Below are 18,350 nucleotides of genomic sequence, written 5' to 3'. Positions count from 1 at the left end.
CGAGATCTATGAGCGGTGCGCGTACGCCCGGCGGTGGCACAACCGGGTCGCGACCCTGCGCACTGCCGGCCTCATCGATTAAGAGTCCGCCGGTTGCTGCGGCGGGACGCACACCTGCGCGTGCACCTTGGTGATCATCTCGTGGATCGCCTGGGTGAGCTCGGTGTTCACGTGCAGTTCCTGCTCGCTGGTCTCGAAGTCGTGGTCGGCCTTGGCCTGCTGGAACGCGGCCTGCCGGTTCTGCCCGATCATCACGAACGTCGACAGGAAGATCGCCTCGAGCGACACGACCAGGGTCAGCGTCGGCCATGGGCTCTTCTCGAAGACGAGCATCCACACCGCGAACGCGACGACGTGCACGTACACGAACATCATCGAGCCGGCGAACTTGGTGATCCCGTCGGCAACCTTGAGTTGCGTACTCGCCGCGCGCTTCTCGGCCACGGCGACGAAGGCGGGATGGTGCCGCTTTCCCACGCGGGGCGCCACGGCGACGGTCTCGGTCATCAATGGGTCCTCTCCTCGACGGCGAAGTGCTGGACCCACTGTGCACCCCGCCGCGCCCCGTCACCGGAACCGGCTCGATCCGCCGACATGCGCCGACGTTCGGCGCCGGTCGCAGGAGCGGCAGCGCGCTCTATTTCGTCGGGCGGCCGGTCGGGTGCGCGGTCACCCGGCCGTTGCCCGGGTGGTCTGTCCGGTCCGGATGGTCGGGCTGACCGGCCTCGCCGGACTCTTGCGCGTCGTCGGACTCGCTATCGCTCGGGTGAGTCGCGATGACCGTGGCGCAGTAGCCGGCGACGTTGCCTGCGCCGCCGGCCGCCGTGATGAGCGCGGTGAAGGCGGGGTTGCTGCGGGCCTTGCCGTGCTGGCTGCCGGCACCGGCCAGCCAGGCGTGGCAGAGGCCGTTGAGGTTCGGATGCGGCGAGCCGTGGCTGCGCGAGTCGGCCGACTTGCCATGGCCATTCCCTGTCCCTGCGGTCTTCGTCGCCTTGGGCGTCGGATGGCTGCTCAATGGAACCGCCGCGTGTTCCTGCGCCTGCGATGCCGCGTTCGAGGGCAGCTCTCGACCAGGCTGAGCCGGTGCTCCACTGGGAGAGGCGGCGGCAAGAGCTATGCCGCCTGACGCGGCTGCAGCGATCACGACGATCGCGGCCGACTTGGCGAGCTGCATGGTCCGGCGCTCCGTTCGGGTGAGAGAAGTCCCTCCGTACAGTCAGCGTTAGTTCACGCGAAAACGTCACACGTCCGGCTGGTGGACCGCACGCAGCCCGGCAGGTGGGAAGCGATTTTGCGAACACCCCCCACCGTTAGCGACGGACGAGGGGTAGAGCCCGTCGCCCTTTCCTCAGAAAGGGGAAGTTATGCGGCAGTCGTGACAACGCCCGCCATCTCCAATGCGAAGCCTCCAGGCGGCGGAGGCGGCGGCACCAGAGGCACGACTACTTACGCCGGCGGCGCCTACGCGCTCGATGCCGACCTCACGGCGCTGTCGTCGGTGCATGTGCACGTCGGCCCGGTCGCGGACACCGGGCAGTTGCCGGCTACCGGCGGCTTCCTGTCCAACCAGGCTGTCAGCCTGCACAGCCCGGCACCGCTGTGTCGGTCGGCATGGTCGGCGGACTCAAGCCGAACGGGCTGAGCGGCCACTTCACGATGGTCAACCACGCGACCGGTCAGAAGATCTCCGGGGACACGGTGACGAGCTACACGTCGACCGGCACAAACTCGAGGCGACCATCCAGGTGACCTGGAACGGTGCAGTGCAGGGCGGCGGAACGCTGTTGCACGGCAACCTGAAGATCCACCACCCCAACGGCTGCGACACCACGTCCAAGCCGCACCACTGAGAACAGGGGCGAGCTGGAGCGGGCTCTGCGCCAGTCCGCTCCAGCCGCCCTTTGTGCGTGGCGACGCAGCGGGTATTTCTGCGGCGTGTCGGCCCGCTCGGCGGCCACACCGAAACGTCAGCACCGTCGGACGAGAATCACTGCACGCTGTGGGCCCAAGGGGATGGATGTGGGGGACGATGATGCTTGATGAGCCCGAACTCCTACGCGCTCTCAACCGGCATTGGGAGTTCTCCGGTCGCGACGAAGACATATCGCACGAGATCTACCACGACGACGCGGTTCTGGAGTTCCCGCAGTCCGGTGAACGCTTCGAGGGGGTTCACAACTTCCGCGAATGGCGGCGGCGATACCCGGCGGCCCTGCGGTTCCACACGCGGCGGATCACCCACCGAGAAGATCTGGTCCTGGTCGAGAACCTGATCAGTTACGACGGTGCGCCCTGGATGTACACGGTCAGCTTGATGCACTTCCGCGAGGACAAGGTTGCGCACGAGCGGATCTACATCATGGATGGTTGGCCGGCTCCGGAATGGCGCAAGCCGTGGCGCGCCGCGACGACCGCGGATCCGCCGGCACCGCCCGCCGGCGGCCTACCCCCAGCTGAATGAGTCACCGCAACCCGGCCCGCACAGGGCCCGGAACGCGGGGGTTCGATGGTGGAGCCGCCTCGGGGAATCGAACCCCGGACAACCTCATTACGAGTGAGGTGCTCTACCGACTGAGCTAAGGCGGCGCGCGCCGGGATGACCGTTCGGCGCGACGAGCAAAGTCTAACCGGTGGGTCGGCGCGGCCTTACGACGGCGTTGCCGGCTTGATGACCGAGAACATGGCGCCCTGCGGGTCGGCGACGTCGGCGTGCCGGCCGTACGGCATGTCCATGGGCGGACCCTGGACCGAGCCGCCGAGCTCGGTCACCCGGGCGGCCGCGGCATCGCAATCGGCCACTGCGAAGTACACGCGCCAGTGCGGCGGGACGTGCGCGGGCACCTCGTCGGGCAGCCGGCCGATGCCGCCGACCGTCGTCCCGTTGACCTCGATGGTGGCGTAGTCGTAATCGTCGCCACCGAGATCGGTGTAGGTGTACCCGAAGACCTTGGCGTAGAAGTCCTTCGCGCCGGCGTAGTCGCGAGTCATGAACTCGTTCCAGGTCGGCGTGTTCGGCTCGTTGGCGATGCCGAAGCCGGTGTGACTGCGGGCTTGCCAATAACCGAAGACGCCTCCGCCGGGCACCTGGGCGAAGGCCAGGCGACCCAAGTCCATGACGTCCATCGCCGGCGCCAGCACAGCGCCGCCCGCGGCCGTCACCGCCTCACCGGTGGCGTCGGCGTCGGCCGTCGCGAGGTAGGTGTTCCACACCGGCGGGTGATCCATGCCCATCATTCCGCCGATGCCGGCGACTCGGCGCCCGTCTACGTGGCACGAGGCGTAGTTGCCGGTCTCGTCGCCGCCGATCTCGAGATCCCACCCGAACAGCGCCGAGTAGAACTGCTGTGCCGCGGGCTGGTCAGGGGTCATCAGGTCGACCCAGCACGGTGTGCCGGGCGGCCAGGCGGTGTCGCGAACGGTCATGACGTCCTCCTTCGAGGTGGTGGACGCGACCATAAGCCGAACCTCCGACAGCGGACAGGCGTCCACGGGTGTCGACGATCGCGTGGCACACCTCAAGCACTCGCGCGCTGGCGGGTGCCACCCGATGCCGCGTTCAGAAACGGAAGCGGGTGAGTCCGCCCGGCTCGGCCGACAGGACCACGCTCACCGAGCGCAGATCGATGCGGTACACCCCCCACGGTGGCGGTCCCTGTGACGGGGCGTTGAACGGAGCGGTGATGCCCGACCCGCTTGCGTCGGGCTCGGCCGGCCAGCCCTGGTCGGCCCACCCCTTCGCCGCGCGCGCGACAGCGCCGGGCTCGGTAACCCGCACCGCGTCACCTTCGATCACGACGTCCGCGTCGCGGATGGACACCGCCACTGCACACCGCGGATCGCGGGCGACGTTACGTCCCTTGCGGGTGCCGTCGCCGGTCTGGAACCAGAAGGTCCCGTCGATCCACAAGGCCCCGACCGCCGTGACGTGCGGGCTGCCGTCTTCGTTGATCGTCGTCAGCCAGGTCGAACGCGGGTTGGGCGAATCCGGACTCGGCGCCGAGCCGGCCTCTAGCTTCTCGACGATCGCGGCCCAATCGACCGGCGGAAGGTCGTCTGTCTGACCCAGGTTGATCGTCTCGCGAACCTGCTGCGTCGTTCCCATGATGTCCTCCGATGCCGAACGGATTGTCACCCATGCGTCGATCGGGAGGCTCCGGATTCGACAGGATGACCGGCACGTTCGCTCCGCGGCCCACTAGGCATGTGCCGGCGCCTTTGCTCTGCTCAGTGGGAGTGAGCATTTGCTTGGTCACGGTGAGCAGAGCAAACGGGCTGGAACACTACGTAGTACATCCGTCAGACAGCTCCAGCACCACACCCCGCCCCCGGGACGGGAGGGATAAGAGGGCCAGGGACGGGACGGGACGGCCGGGACGGGACCGCCCGTCAGACCTCGGGCTCGGCCGGCTCGTACCGACCCTCGTACGCCTTGCGGCTCGCACACACGGACGCCAGCGCACAGGCATGCCGGCGCCCGTCGGCGGCCATCCGGACCACGACCTTCTCCCCCGGCACGTCGTGGCCGATCACCCGTCCGTCGCCCTCGGGGGTCTCGACGTCGCTGCCCACGGCCGGCGCCTTCTCGGCGAAGTCCTGGTAGAGCGGGTGCTCGTACTTCAGGCAGCACATCAGTCGGCCGCACGCGCCGGAGATGCGTAGCGGGTTGAGGGGCAGGTCCTGGTCCTTCGCCATCCGCACGCTGACCGGCTCGAAGTCGACGAGGAACGTCGAGCAGCACAGGTCGCGACCGCAGCTGCCGATGCCGCCGGTGAGCCGCGCCTCGTCGCGCGCCGACAGCTGACGCAGGTCGACCCGGCCCTTGAGCGTGGCGGCGAGGTCGCGGACCAACGCGCGGAAGTCGACGCGGTGCGGGGCGGTGAAGTAGAGGGTCGTATGGTTGGTCGCGGCAACCCAGTCGACGCCGACGATCTTCATCGGCACGTCGTGTTCGCGCACCAGCTTGCGGGCCGCGACGCTGGCCGCGGCGCGCCGCTTGCGGCTGACCTCAGCGGCCTGTTCGTCGGTCAGCGTGGCGGCGCCGACGAGCAGCGGCAAACCGCCGATCTCGTCGCTCACCCACTGCGGCGCCCACATGACCTGGGCCACCTCAGGCCCGTCGTCGGTCGGATACAGCACGTGATCGCCGACCTGAGGACGCAAGTCGCCGGGGTCGGCGTAGTACAGGCGCCCCTGCGGCTGGAACACGACAGCGCAGATCATGGGCACGCGGTCACCCTAACTGCGATCGAGCCCGCCGGGCGACGGCGATCGAAATGTTCAGGTACGTGCCCTATGGTCGTCGGACTGCCTGATCGACGCCGAAAGGTCCGCTGTGCCCCGTCGCCGTTGCGTCCTTGCCGTTGCTGTCTGCCTGCTTGCCGCCGCGCTCGCCGTGAGTGCCGGCGGCGAGCCTGCCGCGGGCGCGGGGACGCCGGCGCCGAAGCCGACGCCGATGACCATTCCCGGTGGTCTGCGACCCGGCGCGGTGGCGTCGGTCACCGGCGATTGCGAACTCGCCCAGGTCACCTGCCGGCCGACCGGGTCGGGCTCGTGCACCGGCAACACGTCGCAGGTTAGCCACCCGGCCAGCATGAAGGTGCTCGTGCGGACGGACCGGAACACAACCGCCGTGTCGATCCAGACCGTGCCATTCGACCAGTACGTGGAGAACGTGCTGCCCAACGAGTGGATCCCGAGCTGGGACGGTGACGCGCTCAGGGCGGGCGCAGTGGCCGTGAAGTCCTACGCCTGGTACTGGGCGACGCACTTCGGCGGCTACGTGAACGGCGACCCGACGCAGTGCTTCGACGTCACCGACGACGCGGACTTCCAGGTCTACAAGGCCGGAAGTGCGCTCCCGCGTACGACAACCGCCGTGCAGCAGACCTGGCCGTTCGCGGCCCGCGTCGGGGGCCGGATTCTGCAGGCGTCCTACCGGGCCTTCCTCGACAACGCCGGCGAGGCCTGTGGCGCCTTCGCCGACGGGACGACGCTGAGCCAGTACGGCACGCAGGCCTGCAACGAGGCCAGCACCGCCAACAAGTACAACGTCATCCTGGCCAAGTACTACTCCGGACTGCAGCTGACCACTGCCCGGCAGAAGCGCACGCCACACGACTTCACCTTCCTGCAGAAGAGCACGCCGGCCGCGTTCTCCGCCGGCCACTGGTCGATCGACGACGGGTATCCCACGACGTTCACCTTCGGCGCATCGGGCGACGTCCCCACGGTGATGGACGTGGGCGACGGGTTCTCCCGGGTCGGCGTCTTCCGCCCGTCCAGCGGCACGTGGTACCTCGGCAATGCCACTGGCGGCTTCGCCGGCGAGGTGGGTTACGGCGCCTCGACGGACGTGCCGGTACCCGCCCACTACGCGGGCGTCAGCCAGGCGACCGTCATCGCGGTGTTCCGCCCGTCCGACGGGACGTGGCATCTGCGCGGACGGACCGGCGCCCACTACGGCCAGCGCGGCGACATCCCCGTCCCCGGTCACTACGCCGGGACCGCGGCCAACGACTATGCCGACACGGTGGCGGTCTTCCGGCCCGCCAACGGAGGCTGGTACCGGCCCGGCCTGGCGACCGTGGCCTACGGGCGGCAAGGTGACATCCCGGCCCCGGCCGACTACGACGGCAACGGCACCACCGATCTCGCGGTGTACCGGCCGTCCACGCACACGTTCTACGTGAGCGGCCGGCCCGGCGTCATCTTCGGGATCGCGGGCGACGTGCCGGTAACCGGCGACTTCAACGGCGACGGCAAGGCCGACATCGCGGTCTACCGGCCGTCGACCCATACGTTGTGGATCCATGGCCAGGCTGCGGTGAATCTCGGCGCCGGCACGCCGATCGGCCAGGCGCCCTACCGCGGCTGAGCCGAGGCGGGCAGCTGCAACGACGCGGTCATCGCCTCGACCGCGATGCGCGGCTTGACGTTGAGTTCGAGCGCCTCGCGACAGGCGAGGATCGCGTCGAGCCGGCGCAGTGCGCTCGGCGAACTGATCCGCCGGGCCACCGAGACGACGTCGTCGGCCAGATCGGGATGCGCCGGCGCGATGTCGGCACCGGCTTGGAACAGCAGGACGTCGCGGTAGAACGCGGCCAGGTCGACCAGCGCCCGGTCGAGGGCATCGCGCTGCGCCCGGGTGGTGCGCGACTTCTGCCGCCGCTCGAGTTCCTTCAGCGCACCGGCAGCCCCGCGCAACGACGCGGCCGCCCCCTTGCCCGTCCCGCCGGCGCCCATGGCGACCTGTAGTGACTCCGTCTCCGTGCCGTCGAGTTCGGCCGACAGCGCGGCGGCCTCCGCCTCGGCTGCGCTGACGAGGTGGTCGGCCGCTTCGAGGCAGGCCTGCAATGAGGTGAGCGACGCCGGGATCGCGAGCACCTCGGCCCGCCGCGCGCGGGCGTCCTCGTCGCGGGCCAGGCGACGGGACCGGCCGACGTGACCCTGCCCGGCCGCGGCGGCCCAGGCGGCCGTTCCCGGATCGATCCCGTCGCGTTCGAGCACGCCGGCCACCGCGTCAGCCGGGGGCGTGCGCAGCGGCACGAGCCGGCAACGCGACCGGATCGTCACCGACACGTCGTCGGGGTGGAGCGAGGGCGCGCAGAGCAGGAAGACCGTGCGCGACGGCGGCTCCTCGACCGCCTTGAGCAGCGCGTTGGACGCCTGCTCGGTCAGCCGGTCGGCGTCCTCGATGACGACCACCTGCCACCGGCCGAGAGCCGGGCGCCGGGCGGCCAGGCCGACCACCGCGCGCATCTCGGTGACGCTGATCGACAGGCCCTCGGGGACGACCGAGCGCACGTCGGGGTGGGTGCGGGCCGAGACGGTGCGGCACTGGGCGCACTCCCCGCAGCCCAGGTCGTCCGGACGCTCGCACTGCAGGGCGGCGGCGAACGCCCGCGCGGCGACCGAACGGCCGGAACCGGGGGGGCCGGTGAACAGCCAGGCGTGGGTCATCGCCCCGGTCGCGACCGGACGGCCTTCGGCGATGTCGGCGGCGGCCTGGGCCGCGGTCTGCAGCGTGGCGACCGCGTCCGGCTGGCCGACCAGCTCGGTCCACACGGTCATGGCGCCATCCTGCCCGCCTGGTGCGACGACGCGGCCGGCCCGGCCGAGGCGGTGGCCAGCAGTTCCCGCAGCGCCGCCGCGAGCGCAGCCAGGGAGTCGGCAGACAGTGGCGTGAGCAGCTCGCGCTCGGCCTCGAGCAGCGCCTCGAACGCCGTGTCGACCAGCTGGCGGCCCGGTGCAGTGAGCGCGACCCGGACGAGCCGCCCGTCCTCGCGGTCGGCGGCCCGGGTGACGAGCCCGCGCACCGTCAACCCGTCCAACCGGCTGGTCATCGTGCCGGAGGTGACGTACGTGCGGGCGGCCAGCTCACCGGCGGTCAGCTCGAACGACTCGCCGGCGCGGCGCAGGGCGGCCAGCACATCGAACTCGTGACGGCGCAGGTCGTGTCGGGCGAAGATCGCGGCCCGCCGCTCGCCGAGCACGCCGGCCAGCCGGTCGAGGCGGGACAGCACCTGCAGCGGCTCGACGTCGAGATCCGGCCGCTCACGCCGCCAGGCGGCGACGATCTCGTCGACCTCGTCCTGCGGCCCGGCCATGCCGCCATGCTGCCACATCTCTCGATGACGAGAGGTTCTGCCGACTCAGGGCAGGCGGGCGGCCAGCGCCTCGCGGACGAGCCCGGCGATGGCGTCCGGCTCCAGCCGGGCGTCAAGAACGAGGTAGCGCCCGGGCGACTCGGCCGCGAGCGCGAGGAACCCGGCCCGGACCGCCTGGTGGAACCCGAGCGAGGCGGCCTCCAGCCGGTCGAGCGAGGCCCGGGCGCCGGCGCGCTGCAGGCCGACCTCCGGATCCAGATCGAGCAGCACGGTCAGGTCCGGCGTCAGCCCGTCGGTGGCCCACGCGGTGACGACCCGCGCCTCGCTGACCGTGAGGCCGCGGCCGGCGCCCTGGTAGGCCAGCGTGGAGTCGATGTAGCGGTCGGTGAGGACCACCGTGCCCGCCTCGAGGGCGGGACGGATCACCGTGTCGACGTGGTGGGCGCGATCGGCGGCGTAGATCAGCGTCTCGGCGCGGGGGGTGACATGGCCGTCCGGGTCGAGGACTAGGCGGCGCAGCTCCTCGCCGAGTGGCGTCCCGCCCGGTTCGCGGGTCGGCAGGACCTCCGCGCCGACCGAGCGCAACCACGCGGCGGCCCGCTCGATCTGCGTCGACTTGCCGACACCCTCGCCGCCCTCGAACGCGACGAACAACCCGCGCGCGGTCATCGGGACGGCCGGGCGACGCCGACCAGAGAATCGAGCCGGGCGAAGTTCGCGCGGCTCACCGGGCTGAGCAGAGTGCGGGTGATGTCGAGGCCCGCCTTGGCGGCCACTGTCCGATGGGTTTGCGGGGTGAAGTGCCAGATGTGCTCGGTCGGCTTGAGCGTCTGCCACCGGCGGCGCAGCAGCCGTGCCGGCACCGACGAGAAGTACGGCGTCGAGAACAGGACGACGCCGTCGTCGGCGACCAGGCCGCGGATCGTCTGCCAGAACTCGACCGGATCGGGAACGTGCTCGAGGGTGTCCCAGACGCAGACGATGTCGAACGGGCCGTCGAGCGGCGCGTCATCGAGCTGGCTGGAATGGACGGTCAGGCCGAGCCGGCTGCGGGCCTGATCCGCCGCGCTGGCCGACAACTCGACCCCGGTCACCTCGTAGCCACGCTTGCGGGCGGCGTCGAGGAACAAGCCGTACGCGCAGCCGATCTCGAGCAGCCTCGAACCGGCGACCCGGCATCCGGACTCGCGCTCGGTGAGGTCGAGCCGTCCCCGGATCCATCGGCGCTGCAGGAACATGGCCGGCGCGAAGCGCCCCGATTCGCCGTAGACGCCACGCTCGCCTTCGAAGTATCCGACGTCGTCGTAGAGCCGCTTCAGCGCGTCGGCGTTCAGGCGCGGGCTGACGAAGACCATCGTGCAGCGCGGGCAACGGACGACACCGAACGGGTCCAGGTCGTAGATCGGACGCCCCTCCCGGTGGCACACGCAGCACGTGACCGCTTCCGTGTCCTCGCGCGTCCACACCGATTGCACGCTATCGGGCCGGGATTCCGCCGGGCGCCGGGCCGGTCCTCGCCGACGCGGGCGGCTCACCGGCCAGCAGCGACCCGCGCGTCCGCATCAGCCGGTGCAGCCGGTCCAGCACCGGCTGCGGCAGGCTGCGCGGCATCTCGCCCGAGCACAGCACACAGCGGTCGGGGTCGGCGTCGGCCGCCTCCAATAACGTGGCGGCGACGGCGTCGGCGGTGAGATCGGAATCGGCCGCCTCGTCGCCGGCGGTCGAGGAATCAGCACCGCGGGCGACCACCAGGGTCAGGTCGGGCATCAGTTGGCCGGTGCTCCACGCGTTGACGCTGCGGATGCGCTCGACATCGGCGCCCCGCCCGCCGCCGTGCACGGCAAGGGAGGTCAGCACGTAGCGATCGCAGATGACGACCCCGCCGCTCTCGAGGGCCGGACGAATCACGGTCGCGACGTGCTCGGCGCGATCGGCCGCGGACAGCAGCGCCGCCGTTTCCGGCTCGACGCCGGAGTCGGACGGGCCGGCCCGCAGCAGTTCGGCGACCCGCCGGCCGATCGACGAGTCGGTCGGTTCGCCGGTCAGCGTCGGGACGAGACCCAGTTCGTGCACGGCCGCCCTCAGCAGCGCCGCGTAGGCCGCGGTGACGGTTGGATCGGCTCCGTCGACGCTGACGAACAGGCCGAGGTGCTCGCGCGGCCGTCCCACGTCCGTGGTGAGCAGCCGTCGGCGCACGATGTCGCGCAGCCGGGTGCGCGAGCGGGTTGTGCGCGACGTCGCGTAGTAGCTCACGCCGAGCGCGAGCAGGCCACCGATCAGCAACGTGAGCCCGGGCCCGGAGAAACGCAGGTGCGCCTTGTCCCCCACCGCGATCGCGTGCGAGCCCAGCGTGCCCGCGAGGACGGGGCCGACGGCGATCGTCAGCAGCAGCATGATCCGGACGGACGAGAGGACGAACGCGAAGATGCGCCCGCGCAAACGGTCCTCGACCTCTTGCCCGATGAGCGTGTAGCCGATGATCCACGCCATGCCGGCGAACAGCCCGACGAGCGAGGCCATGAAGTCCGCCAGGATGAAGTCGCGGATGACCGACATGACCAGCAGGGCCACGCCCGCGCTGCCGATCGCGAGACCGAACACCCGGCTGCGGGTGTACGCGGGCAGCACCTTGGGCCCGAGCAACATGCCGAGCGCGAGGCCGGTGAACACCGTCCCGAACATGATCGAGTAACCGGCCGCACCGGCGGAGAGGGTTTTCACCCACAGCCCGGCCACGCCGACGATCAAGCCACCCGCCGCGAACGCGCCGATGATCCCGACGTACAGGCCGCGGATCAGCTCGTTGTGCCGGACGAAGTACACGCCCTCGCGTAGCAGCGAGAAGACGCTCTGCGCCTGCTCCCGTTCGGCCGGCGCGACCGGGATGAGGTGCCGGCTGAGGAACACCGTCCCCGAGCTGACCATGAAGCTGACGGTGTTCAGCAGCAAGGCGACGACGATGGCGGCGTTGATGTGGTGGGGCGAGTCGACGCTGCTCTTGTCGATCAGGCGGCTGCCGGCCGACAGCAGCGCGAAGATGCCACTGGCGATGGGCACCGTGCCGTAGACCGAGAACAGCGAGATCTGATTGGCGGTGGCCAGCAGCTTCTTCGGCACGATCGTCGTCTGGATGACCTGCTTGGCCGGCTGGGTGAACAGGCCGACCGCTTCGATGACGAACTGGGCGACGTAGAGCCAGACGAGGTTGTAGCCGATCGCGATCGACGCGTAGAGCAGGCCCGCGGCCAGGTCGCCGAAGATGACGAGCTTGCGCCGGTCGACCTTGTCGGCCATCGCCGCGGCGATCGGCCCGAACAGCAGGTCCGGGGCCAGCCGGACGAGGATGACGCCGGAGATCGCGAAACCCTGGGTCGTTCTCGAGTGGTCGTTGGTGAGCTGCTGGGCCAGCGCGGTGTTGGCCAGCAGTCCGAGCCAGTCGCCGAGGCTCGAGAACGTGATCGCCGCCCACATCCGGCGCACGACCGGGATGCGGCCGAGGACCAGCAGGGCGTTCTCCCGGCGCGGCCGGCGCGGTCCCGCCAGCTCCTCGGTCATGGGTTCGCCAGCAGATCGGCTGCGGTGCGGCGGACGACGTTCAGTGAGACCGTGCCGAGTCCACCGAGGGTGACCTCGTCGACGGTGTGCAGCCGTTTCGTCGTGCGGTCGATGTAGAGGACGGACAGCGAGATCGGCGTCATCGGTTCCCGCTGGACGCCGCGCAGGCCCGAGCCGCCGGTCGTGCCCTGGACGAGCATGAGCGTGTCGCCGAAGCGACGCACCGAGCGCTTGTGCGTATGGCCGGCCAACAGCAACGGCGCGACACCGGAGAGCGCGCGGCCGGATGCCGGATCGTGGGCGAGCAGCACATCCACACCTTGCCCGGTCACGGCCGCGGCAAACTGCGCGGCCGCCTCGGACACGCGGGAGTCGGCGTAGTCGTCGCCGGTGGTCTTGTCCGGCGTGAACCGGGGGTCGGCCATGCCGGCGAAGCGCAGCCCGGCGACAACCACGGGCGCGGAGTGAGTGTCGAAGACGGTGGCATTGGGCTGCTCGGCGACCGCGTCGGCGATGCCGGACGAGTCGTGATTGCCCTTGACGAACAGGTACGGCGCGCCGAGGTCGCCGATCTGCCGCGCGAAGAGCTGTTCGGGCGGCGTCCCCCAGTCGACGAGGTCACCGGTGTCGACCACGGCGTCGATGCCGTAGTCCTCTACTAGCGCCTTGGTCAGCGGGTAGGCGAACGGGCTCAGGTGGATGTCGGAGACGTGCAGCAGGCGGACCGCGTCGTGCGGAGGCGGCTCGGGCAGCGTGGCGAGGCGGCGGTAGACGCGGGTGCCGGTGTCCAGCAGTTCGGTCAGCTGGTCGCGGTAGGTGGCGATGCGGTCGGGGGCGGTCTGCAGGTCGCCCAGCAGCAGCGGTGCCTTGGTCAGCAGGCCATGCAGCTCCGGGGCGCGCCAGGCGTCGCGGCGGACCGTGGAGGCGGCGACGCCACCGGCGGTGGCCAGCAGCACGGCCGCCGTCGCCGCCGCGGCGGGGACGTCGCGCGGGCGGCGCAGGACGACAGCGGCCGTGACCGCGGCGCCACCGATGGCGGCGAACGCGGACCGGACGGCCAGCACCCGTCCCAAGGCGCGGGCGTCCTGCCCCAGGGAGTCGGCAAGTTGACGCTTGAGGTCAGGGGCATCGGGCCCCGGCCGCAGCGCTTCGACGCGGGCCGGGTCGACCCCGGTGGCGGTGGCGGTCACCCGCAGCGGGCCGCGGTGGGAGCGGATCGTCGCGCTGCCCAGGGGCGGAACGTCGATCTGCACGCCGCCGTCCTTGGCCAGAGTGAGCGCCGCGGTGACGGCGAGCGGCCCGACGGGCCTGGTGGCGCGCCCGGCGAGGCGCAGTCCCAGCGACGTGCCCGCCACTCCGGCCAGCGCGCGCGCAACGGTGCGTCGGACAGGCACATCGCCAACTCTAGGCGTCTAAGTTGGGTGTCGATGGTCTGGGATCCGCAGCAGTACGGCCGCTTCGCCGGCGAGCGCAGCCGTCCGTTCTTCGATCTGGTCGAGCGGATCGGCGCGAGCGCTCCGCGGCGGGTGGCCGATCTCGGCTGCGGGTCGGGAGAGCTGACCGCCCAGTTGGCGCAGCGTTGGCCGTCCGCACAGGTCGACGGCATCGATTCGTCGCCGGAGATGATCGCGGCCGCGCCACCGGCCGACCGGGTGACCTACCGCGTCGGCGACGTGAGTTCGTGGACGCCGCCGGACGACGTCGAGGTGATCGTCAGCAACGCGACCCTGCAATGGGTCCCGTCGCATCGCGAGCTGATTCCGTTGTGGGCGCGCGCGTTGCCGACCGGCGGATGGATCGCCTTCCAGGTGCCCGGCAACTTCGACTCGCCGTCGCACACCCTGCTGCGCTCGCTCGCCGAGTCGCGCCGGTGGGCATCGTCGCTGACCGGCATCCTCCGCCACGGCGACGCGGTCGCCAGCCCGACCGAGTACGCCGGGCTGCTGCTGTCGGCCGGGCTCACCGCCGACGTCTGGGAGACCACCTACGTCCACGTGTTGAGCGGTGACGACCCCGTACTGCAGTGGCTGCGCGGGACCGCCCTGCGCCCGGTGATGGCCGCCTTGCCGGCGGCGAGCTACGGCCAGTTCGAGGCCGAGCTGGCCGACCAGTTGCGGCAGGCCTATCCGGCGACGTCGGCCGGGCAGACCCTCTTGCCCTTCCGGCGCATCTTCGCGGTCGGCGCGCGGGCGTAGCGTCGACCTTCGTGCAGCTGCAGAACTGGGCCGGCAACATCACCTTCACCCCCGACCGGCTGCACACGCCGCGCAGGGTGGATGAGCTGCAGCACCTCGTCGCGTCCACGGACCGCATCCGGGCGCTGGGCACCGGCCATTCCTTCAACCGCATCGCGGACACGGTCGGCGCCCTGGTGAGCCTGCGCGACCTCGGCGCGAACATCGAGATCGACGCCACGGCGAACACCGTCACGGTCCCCGCGGGCGCGCGCTACGGCGAGGTCGGGTCGGTGCTGCAGCGCCAGGGACTGGCCCTGCACAACCTCGGGTCGCTGCCGCACATCTCGGTGGCCGGCGCCTGCGCGACGGGCACGCACGGCTCCGGGGTGGGCAACCGCTGCCTGGCCGCGGCCGCGGTGGGGATCGAGTTCGTCCGGGCCGACGGCGAGCTCGTGCAGGTCCGCCCCGCCGATCCCGCGTACGCCGGGTCGGTGGTCGCGCTCGGCGCGCTCGGCATCGTCACCCGGATCACCCTGGCGGTCGAGCCGACCTTCGACGTGCGCCAGGACGTGTTCCTGGACGCGCCGCTCGACACCGTCCTCGACGACCTGGACGCCGTGCTCGCGTCGGGTTACAGCGTCAGCCTGTTCACCGACTGGTCGCGCCCCGACGTCATCGACAAGATCTGGGTGAAGTCGCGGGACGGGGAGGCGCCGGACGGACGGCGGTGGGGCGCTCGGCCGGCCGATGTGGCGCAGCATCCGATCGCCGGCGAGGACCCGGCTGCCGCGACCGAGCAGTTCGGCCGGCCCGGGCCGTGGAACGCGCGACTGCCGCACTTCCGCCTCGAGTTCACGCCGAGCAGCGGCGAGGAGCAGCAGTCGGAGTACCTGGTCGCGCACGAGCACGGGGCCGACGCGATCCGGGCGGTGCACGAGCTCGACCTCGCCGGCGTCGCGCAGGTCGCCGAGTTCCGCACGATCGCGGCCGACGGCCTGTGGCTGAGCCCCTTCCACGAGCGGGCAAGCGTCGGGCTGCACTTCACCTGGATCGACGACGACGCCGCGGTGCACGCCGCGGTGTCGGCGGTCGAGCAGGCGCTGACGCCGTTCGATCCTCGTCCGCACTGGGGCAAGGTCTTCCTCGCCGCACCGTCGGCAGTGCGGGCGCACTATTCCCGGCTCGCCGATTTCCAGTCGCTCGCCGCCACCCACGACCCCGACCGCAAGTTCGGCAACGACTTCCTCGAGCGCTTCGTCTACTGAGCGACCAGCAGCGACACTGCCCGGGGCAGGAGGGACACCGTCGCCGGCAGCGGCCCGAGGTACTCGCCGTCGGCGTAGGCGTTGATGCCGGACGATTCGATGTGCAGCTCGCTGGTGCGCAGCACTTCGACCTCGGGGCTGCGGACGTGGGTGCCCCGGTAGACGCTCGGGGTGCGCCGCAGGACCGATCGCCGGCTCGCCGAGTCGACGACCGTCACGTCGAAGACCCCGTCGGACGGATCGGCGTCCGGGCAGATGCGCATACCACCGCCATAGCTGGACGTGTTGCCGACGGCGACCAAGAGCAGGTTGCGCTCGATGACCGTCCCGTCGGCGGTGGTGAGGCGGAACGGCAGCGGCCGCAGGTTGGCGAACTCGGCCAGCATCGCGATGTTGTAGCGGGCGCGACCGTGCGGCCAGCGCATCCGATTGGTCCGGTCGCTGACGAGGGAGTCGAAGCCGGAGGCGAGCACCGATCCGAACAGCTGCGTGCGGCCGTCGGCGGTGCTGACCTGTCCGACGTCCACGCGGCGCGTGTACCCCTCGGTGACGACGTCGGCCGCCTGCTCGGGTGTCTTGCGCGGCCAGCCGTACGCGCGGGCCTGGTCGTTGCCGGTGCCGGCCGGGATGACGCCGAGCGGAGTGGGTGTGCCACAGACCGCGGGCAGCGAGAGGTGGATCATTCCGTCCCCGCCGACGACGACGAGGGCGTCGACGCCGTCGGCCACGGCCTCGACGGCGAGCCGCCGGGAGGCGGCGCCGTCCACCCCGACGAGTTCGCGCACCGCGACGCCGCGTTCCTCGAAGCGCGCGCGGGCCCGGCGGGTGGCGGCCTGGGCTTTGCCGTGGCCGGCCGCCGGATTGGTCAGCAGCGCGATTTGTCGAATCTCTGGCCGCGGCTCGATCACGGGATGAGCTTGCCAGGGTTGAGGATCCCCGACGGGTCGAGCGTGGCCTTCACCGCGCGCAGGATGTCCACGCCGAGCGGGCCGATCTCGTCGGTCATCCACGCGCGGTGATCGGCGCCGACCGCGTGGTGGTGCGTGATGGTCCCGCCCTGCGCGAGCAGCACGTCGTTGACGGCCGCCTTGGTCTGCGTCCACTGCGCGATCGCGTCGCCGCGCTGCGCACCGATGACGGTGAAGTAGAGCGACGCGCCGGTGTCGTAGACGTGGGAGATGTGGCACAGGACGAGGGACACCGAGCCGAACTCGGTGAACTTCGCCTGCAGCGTCTCGGTGACCGCCTGCTTGAGCGCGAGGAGGTTCGTCCAGCTCGTCGCCGTCTCCAGGGTCTCGACGAGCGCACCGTTGGCCAGCAAGGGATCGCGGAGGTAAGGCCCGTCGAAGCGGCGCTCGGCCCAGTGCTGTGCCGGCTCGGGGCCCAAGGACGTGCCGCCGTGCGCCCGCAGGACGGCGGCGGTGGCCTCGTGGCGTTCGGCGCCCAGGTGGGCGGGGCCTTCAAAGGCGGTGACCGCGAAGCAGCCGGCGGGCGCGGCGGCGGACTGCGCGCCGGCCTCGTCGACGGTGGCGAGATTGAGCGCCGTCTCGACCTCGTCGGACAAACGCAGCACGGTCGGGCCGGTGCCCACTTGCGCGACGGCCCGCAGGGCGTCCGCGCCGGTCGCGAAGTCTGGGAACGTCCACGCCTCGTAGCGCTTGGTCTCGGGAACGGCGTGGACGCGCAGGCGCACGGCGGTGATGACGCCGAAGACGCCCTCGGAGCCGAGGAACAGGTGGCGCAGGTCGGGGCCGGCGGCGTTCTTCGGTCCGGGCCGGCCGAGCTCGAGCACTCCACGCGGTGTCACGACACGCAGCCCGCGGACCATGTCGTCGAAGCGGCCGTAGCCGGCCGAGTCCTGGCCCGATGACCGGGTGGCGGCGAACCCGCCGATCGTGGCGTAGCGGAAGCTCTGCGGATAGTGACCGAGTTCGAAGCCGCGGGCCGCGAGCAGGGCCTCGGCCGCCGGTCCGGTCAACCCGGCCCCGAGCACCGCCTCCTGGTTGGTCTCGTCGAGCGACTCGAGGGCGTCGAAGCGGCGCAGGTCGAGCGACAGGCAGGCCGCGAACCGGTCGCGGATCGGGTCGACGCCGCCGACGACACTCGTCCCGCCGCCGAAGGGCACCACGGCGATCCCGCGCTCGGCGCAGAGCGCGAGCACGGCGGCGATCTCGTCGTCGGTGCCGGGCAGGACGACCGCGTCGGGGGCATCCTGCTCGTCGCGGCTCTTGCGGCGCAGCAGGTCAGGTGTGGACTTGCCGCCGGCGCGGGGCAGGCGGTCGCCGTCGGCCGTGCTCAGGTGCGCCTCGCCGACAATTTCGGCGAGGGCGTCGCGGTCGGCGTCGGCCAGCGCGGACGGTCGCACGCGCACCTCCTCGAACGCCACGGCATCGACGTCGTCGGCCGACACCCTGAGCAGATCGTTGACCATGGCCAGCTGCCCGGCGGACAGCGCGGCCTTGTGCTGCGGATCGCCCCAGCCGTCCCACTGCATCGGCGGAAGGGGTAGACGTGGGTTCACCATGCGTTACAGTCTTACACAATATGTCAACTCGTAACGACGCTGAGGATCGCATTCTGGACGCCGCCGCGCGGTGCTTCCAGCTGAGCGGTCGCGCCCCCATTGCCGAAGTTGCCCGGCAGGCGGGCGTCAGCCGACCGACCGTGTACCGCCGTTTCGAGGACAGCGACGCGATGCTGCGTGCACTCTGGCACCGCGAGATCGACCGCCTCCTCGCCGGCATGCG

Annotated in this window: 19 protein-coding genes and 1 tRNA gene; 6 read left to right on the top strand and 14 right to left on the bottom strand. The window is 71.2% G+C overall.

The features are described 5' to 3' along the window. Nucleotides 1–78 precede the first annotated feature (78 nt). Together ABR571_RS16545 and ABR571_RS16540 are read right to left on the bottom strand one after the other, a co-directional pair. Entirely contained in the window at nucleotides 79–507 is a 429-nt protein-coding gene (locus ABR571_RS16545; RefSeq protein WP_409454308.1) for a DUF1003 domain-containing protein, read from the bottom strand. Between the two features lie 130 nt (nucleotides 508–637). After that, a complete protein-coding gene (locus ABR571_RS16540) occupies nucleotides 638–1,174 on the bottom strand; it encodes a hypothetical protein (RefSeq protein ID WP_409454307.1) in 537 nt (178 codons plus the stop codon). 201 nt (nucleotides 1,175–1,375) lie between these two features. Here ABR571_RS16540 and ABR571_RS16535 point away from each other — a divergent pair, with 201 nt between their 5' ends. Both ABR571_RS16535 and ABR571_RS16530 read left to right on the top strand, forming a co-directional pair. After that, the gene (locus tag ABR571_RS16535; RefSeq protein WP_409454306.1) at nucleotides 1,376–1,642 is read left to right on the top strand and encodes a hypothetical protein; all 267 of its coding nucleotides are present in this window, start codon (nucleotides 1,376–1,378) and stop codon (nucleotides 1,640–1,642) included. A 387-nt stretch (nucleotides 1,643–2,029) separates the two neighbouring features. Then, a complete protein-coding gene (locus tag ABR571_RS16530; protein WP_409454305.1) occupies nucleotides 2,030–2,461 on the top strand; it encodes a nuclear transport factor 2 family protein in 432 nt (143 codons plus the stop codon). Between the two features lie 49 nt (nucleotides 2,462–2,510). Here the strand turns inward: ABR571_RS16530 and ABR571_RS16525 are convergent. From ABR571_RS16525 to ABR571_RS16510, 4 genes are all read right to left on the bottom strand, one after another. Next, nucleotides 2,511–2,586, bottom strand: a tRNA-Thr gene (locus ABR571_RS16525). Between the two features lie 60 nt (nucleotides 2,587–2,646). After that, entirely contained in the window at nucleotides 2,647–3,423 is a 777-nt protein-coding gene (locus ABR571_RS16520) for a VOC family protein (protein ID WP_409454304.1), read from the bottom strand. A 133-nt stretch (nucleotides 3,424–3,556) separates the two neighbouring features. Beyond that, the gene (locus tag ABR571_RS16515) at nucleotides 3,557–4,102 is read right to left on the bottom strand and encodes a pyridoxamine 5'-phosphate oxidase family protein (protein WP_409454303.1); all 546 of its coding nucleotides are present in this window, start codon (nucleotides 4,100–4,102) and stop codon (nucleotides 3,557–3,559) included. Between the two features lie 284 nt (nucleotides 4,103–4,386). After that, nucleotides 4,387–5,220, bottom strand: a complete 834-nt coding sequence (locus ABR571_RS16510) for a stage 0 sporulation family protein (RefSeq protein WP_409454310.1) — start codon at nucleotides 5,218–5,220, stop codon at nucleotides 4,387–4,389. A gap of 112 nt (nucleotides 5,221–5,332) precedes the next feature. Here ABR571_RS16510 and ABR571_RS16505 point away from each other — a divergent pair, with 112 nt between their 5' ends. Then, nucleotides 5,333–6,874 carry a SpoIID/LytB domain-containing protein gene (locus ABR571_RS16505; RefSeq protein WP_409454302.1) on the top strand — a complete coding sequence of 514 codons (1,542 nt, stop codon included), beginning with the start codon at nucleotides 5,333–5,335 and terminating at the stop codon, nucleotides 6,872–6,874. Here the strand turns inward: ABR571_RS16505 and ABR571_RS16500 are convergent. Genes ABR571_RS16500 through ABR571_RS16475 form a run of 6 tightly spaced genes read right to left on the bottom strand, consistent with a single transcriptional unit; the run spans nucleotide 6,862 to nucleotide 13,555 of the window. Continuing rightward, on the bottom strand, nucleotides 6,862–8,070 hold the full coding sequence (locus ABR571_RS16500) for a DNA polymerase III subunit delta' (protein ID WP_409454301.1): 1,209 nt from the start codon (nucleotides 8,068–8,070) through the stop codon (nucleotides 6,862–6,864). The two genes, ABR571_RS16505 and ABR571_RS16500, sit on opposite strands and share 13 nt — an antisense overlap. Then, on the bottom strand, nucleotides 8,067–8,606 hold the full coding sequence (locus ABR571_RS16495) for a MarR family winged helix-turn-helix transcriptional regulator (protein ID WP_409454300.1): 540 nt from the start codon (nucleotides 8,604–8,606) through the stop codon (nucleotides 8,067–8,069). The genes ABR571_RS16500 and ABR571_RS16495 overlap by 4 nt, the downstream gene beginning before the upstream one ends. Nucleotides 8,607–8,651: 45 nt before the next feature. Beyond that, complete coding sequence (tmk, locus tag ABR571_RS16490) at nucleotides 8,652–9,275, bottom strand: dTMP kinase (RefSeq protein WP_409454299.1); 624 nt, start codon at nucleotides 9,273–9,275, stop codon at nucleotides 8,652–8,654. Continuing rightward, nucleotides 9,272–10,072 carry a class I SAM-dependent methyltransferase gene (locus tag ABR571_RS16485; protein WP_409454298.1) on the bottom strand — a complete coding sequence of 267 codons (801 nt, stop codon included), beginning with the start codon at nucleotides 10,070–10,072 and terminating at the stop codon, nucleotides 9,272–9,274. The genes tmk and ABR571_RS16485 overlap by 4 nt, the downstream gene beginning before the upstream one ends. A 10-nt stretch (nucleotides 10,073–10,082) precedes the next feature. Further along, complete coding sequence (locus ABR571_RS16480; RefSeq protein WP_409454297.1) at nucleotides 10,083–12,161, bottom strand: bifunctional MFS transporter/dTMP kinase; 2,079 nt, start codon at nucleotides 12,159–12,161, stop codon at nucleotides 10,083–10,085. Further along, on the bottom strand, nucleotides 12,158–13,555 hold the full coding sequence (locus ABR571_RS16475) for a metallophosphoesterase (protein ID WP_409454296.1): 1,398 nt from the start codon (nucleotides 13,553–13,555) through the stop codon (nucleotides 12,158–12,160). The genes ABR571_RS16480 and ABR571_RS16475 overlap by 4 nt, the downstream gene beginning before the upstream one ends. Nucleotides 13,556–13,588: 33 nt before the next feature. Between ABR571_RS16475 and ABR571_RS16470 the strand changes: the two genes are divergently transcribed. Further along, complete coding sequence (locus ABR571_RS16470; protein WP_409454295.1) at nucleotides 13,589–14,356, top strand: trans-aconitate 2-methyltransferase; 768 nt, start codon at nucleotides 13,589–13,591, stop codon at nucleotides 14,354–14,356. An 11-nt stretch (nucleotides 14,357–14,367) separates the two neighbouring features. Continuing rightward, nucleotides 14,368–15,603, top strand: coding sequence for an FAD-binding protein (locus ABR571_RS16465; protein WP_409454294.1), 1,236 nt, complete (start codon nucleotides 14,368–14,370; stop codon nucleotides 15,601–15,603). Here the strand turns inward: ABR571_RS16465 and ABR571_RS16460 are convergent. Continuing rightward, a complete protein-coding gene (locus tag ABR571_RS16460; protein WP_409454293.1) occupies nucleotides 15,597–16,511 on the bottom strand; it encodes a diacylglycerol kinase in 915 nt (304 codons plus the stop codon). The two genes, ABR571_RS16465 and ABR571_RS16460, sit on opposite strands and share 7 nt — an antisense overlap. Beyond that, entirely contained in the window at nucleotides 16,508–18,097 is a 1,590-nt protein-coding gene (locus ABR571_RS16455; protein WP_409454309.1) for an FAD-binding oxidoreductase, read from the bottom strand. The genes ABR571_RS16460 and ABR571_RS16455 overlap by 4 nt, the downstream gene beginning before the upstream one ends. A 50-nt stretch (nucleotides 18,098–18,147) precedes the next feature. On the opposite strand from ABR571_RS16455, the gene ABR571_RS16450 reads away from it, so the two are divergent. Next, nucleotides 18,148–18,350: helix-turn-helix domain-containing protein (locus ABR571_RS16450; RefSeq protein WP_409454292.1), on the top strand; the 203-nt coding region annotated here is incomplete at its 3' end.

It is taken from the genome of Jatrophihabitans sp. (assembly GCF_046262535.1).
In the GTDB taxonomy this organism is placed as follows: domain Bacteria; phylum Actinomycetota; class Actinomycetes; order Mycobacteriales; family Jatrophihabitantaceae; genus Jatrophihabitans.
This window is presented reverse-complemented; position numbering and strand designations above follow the sequence as displayed.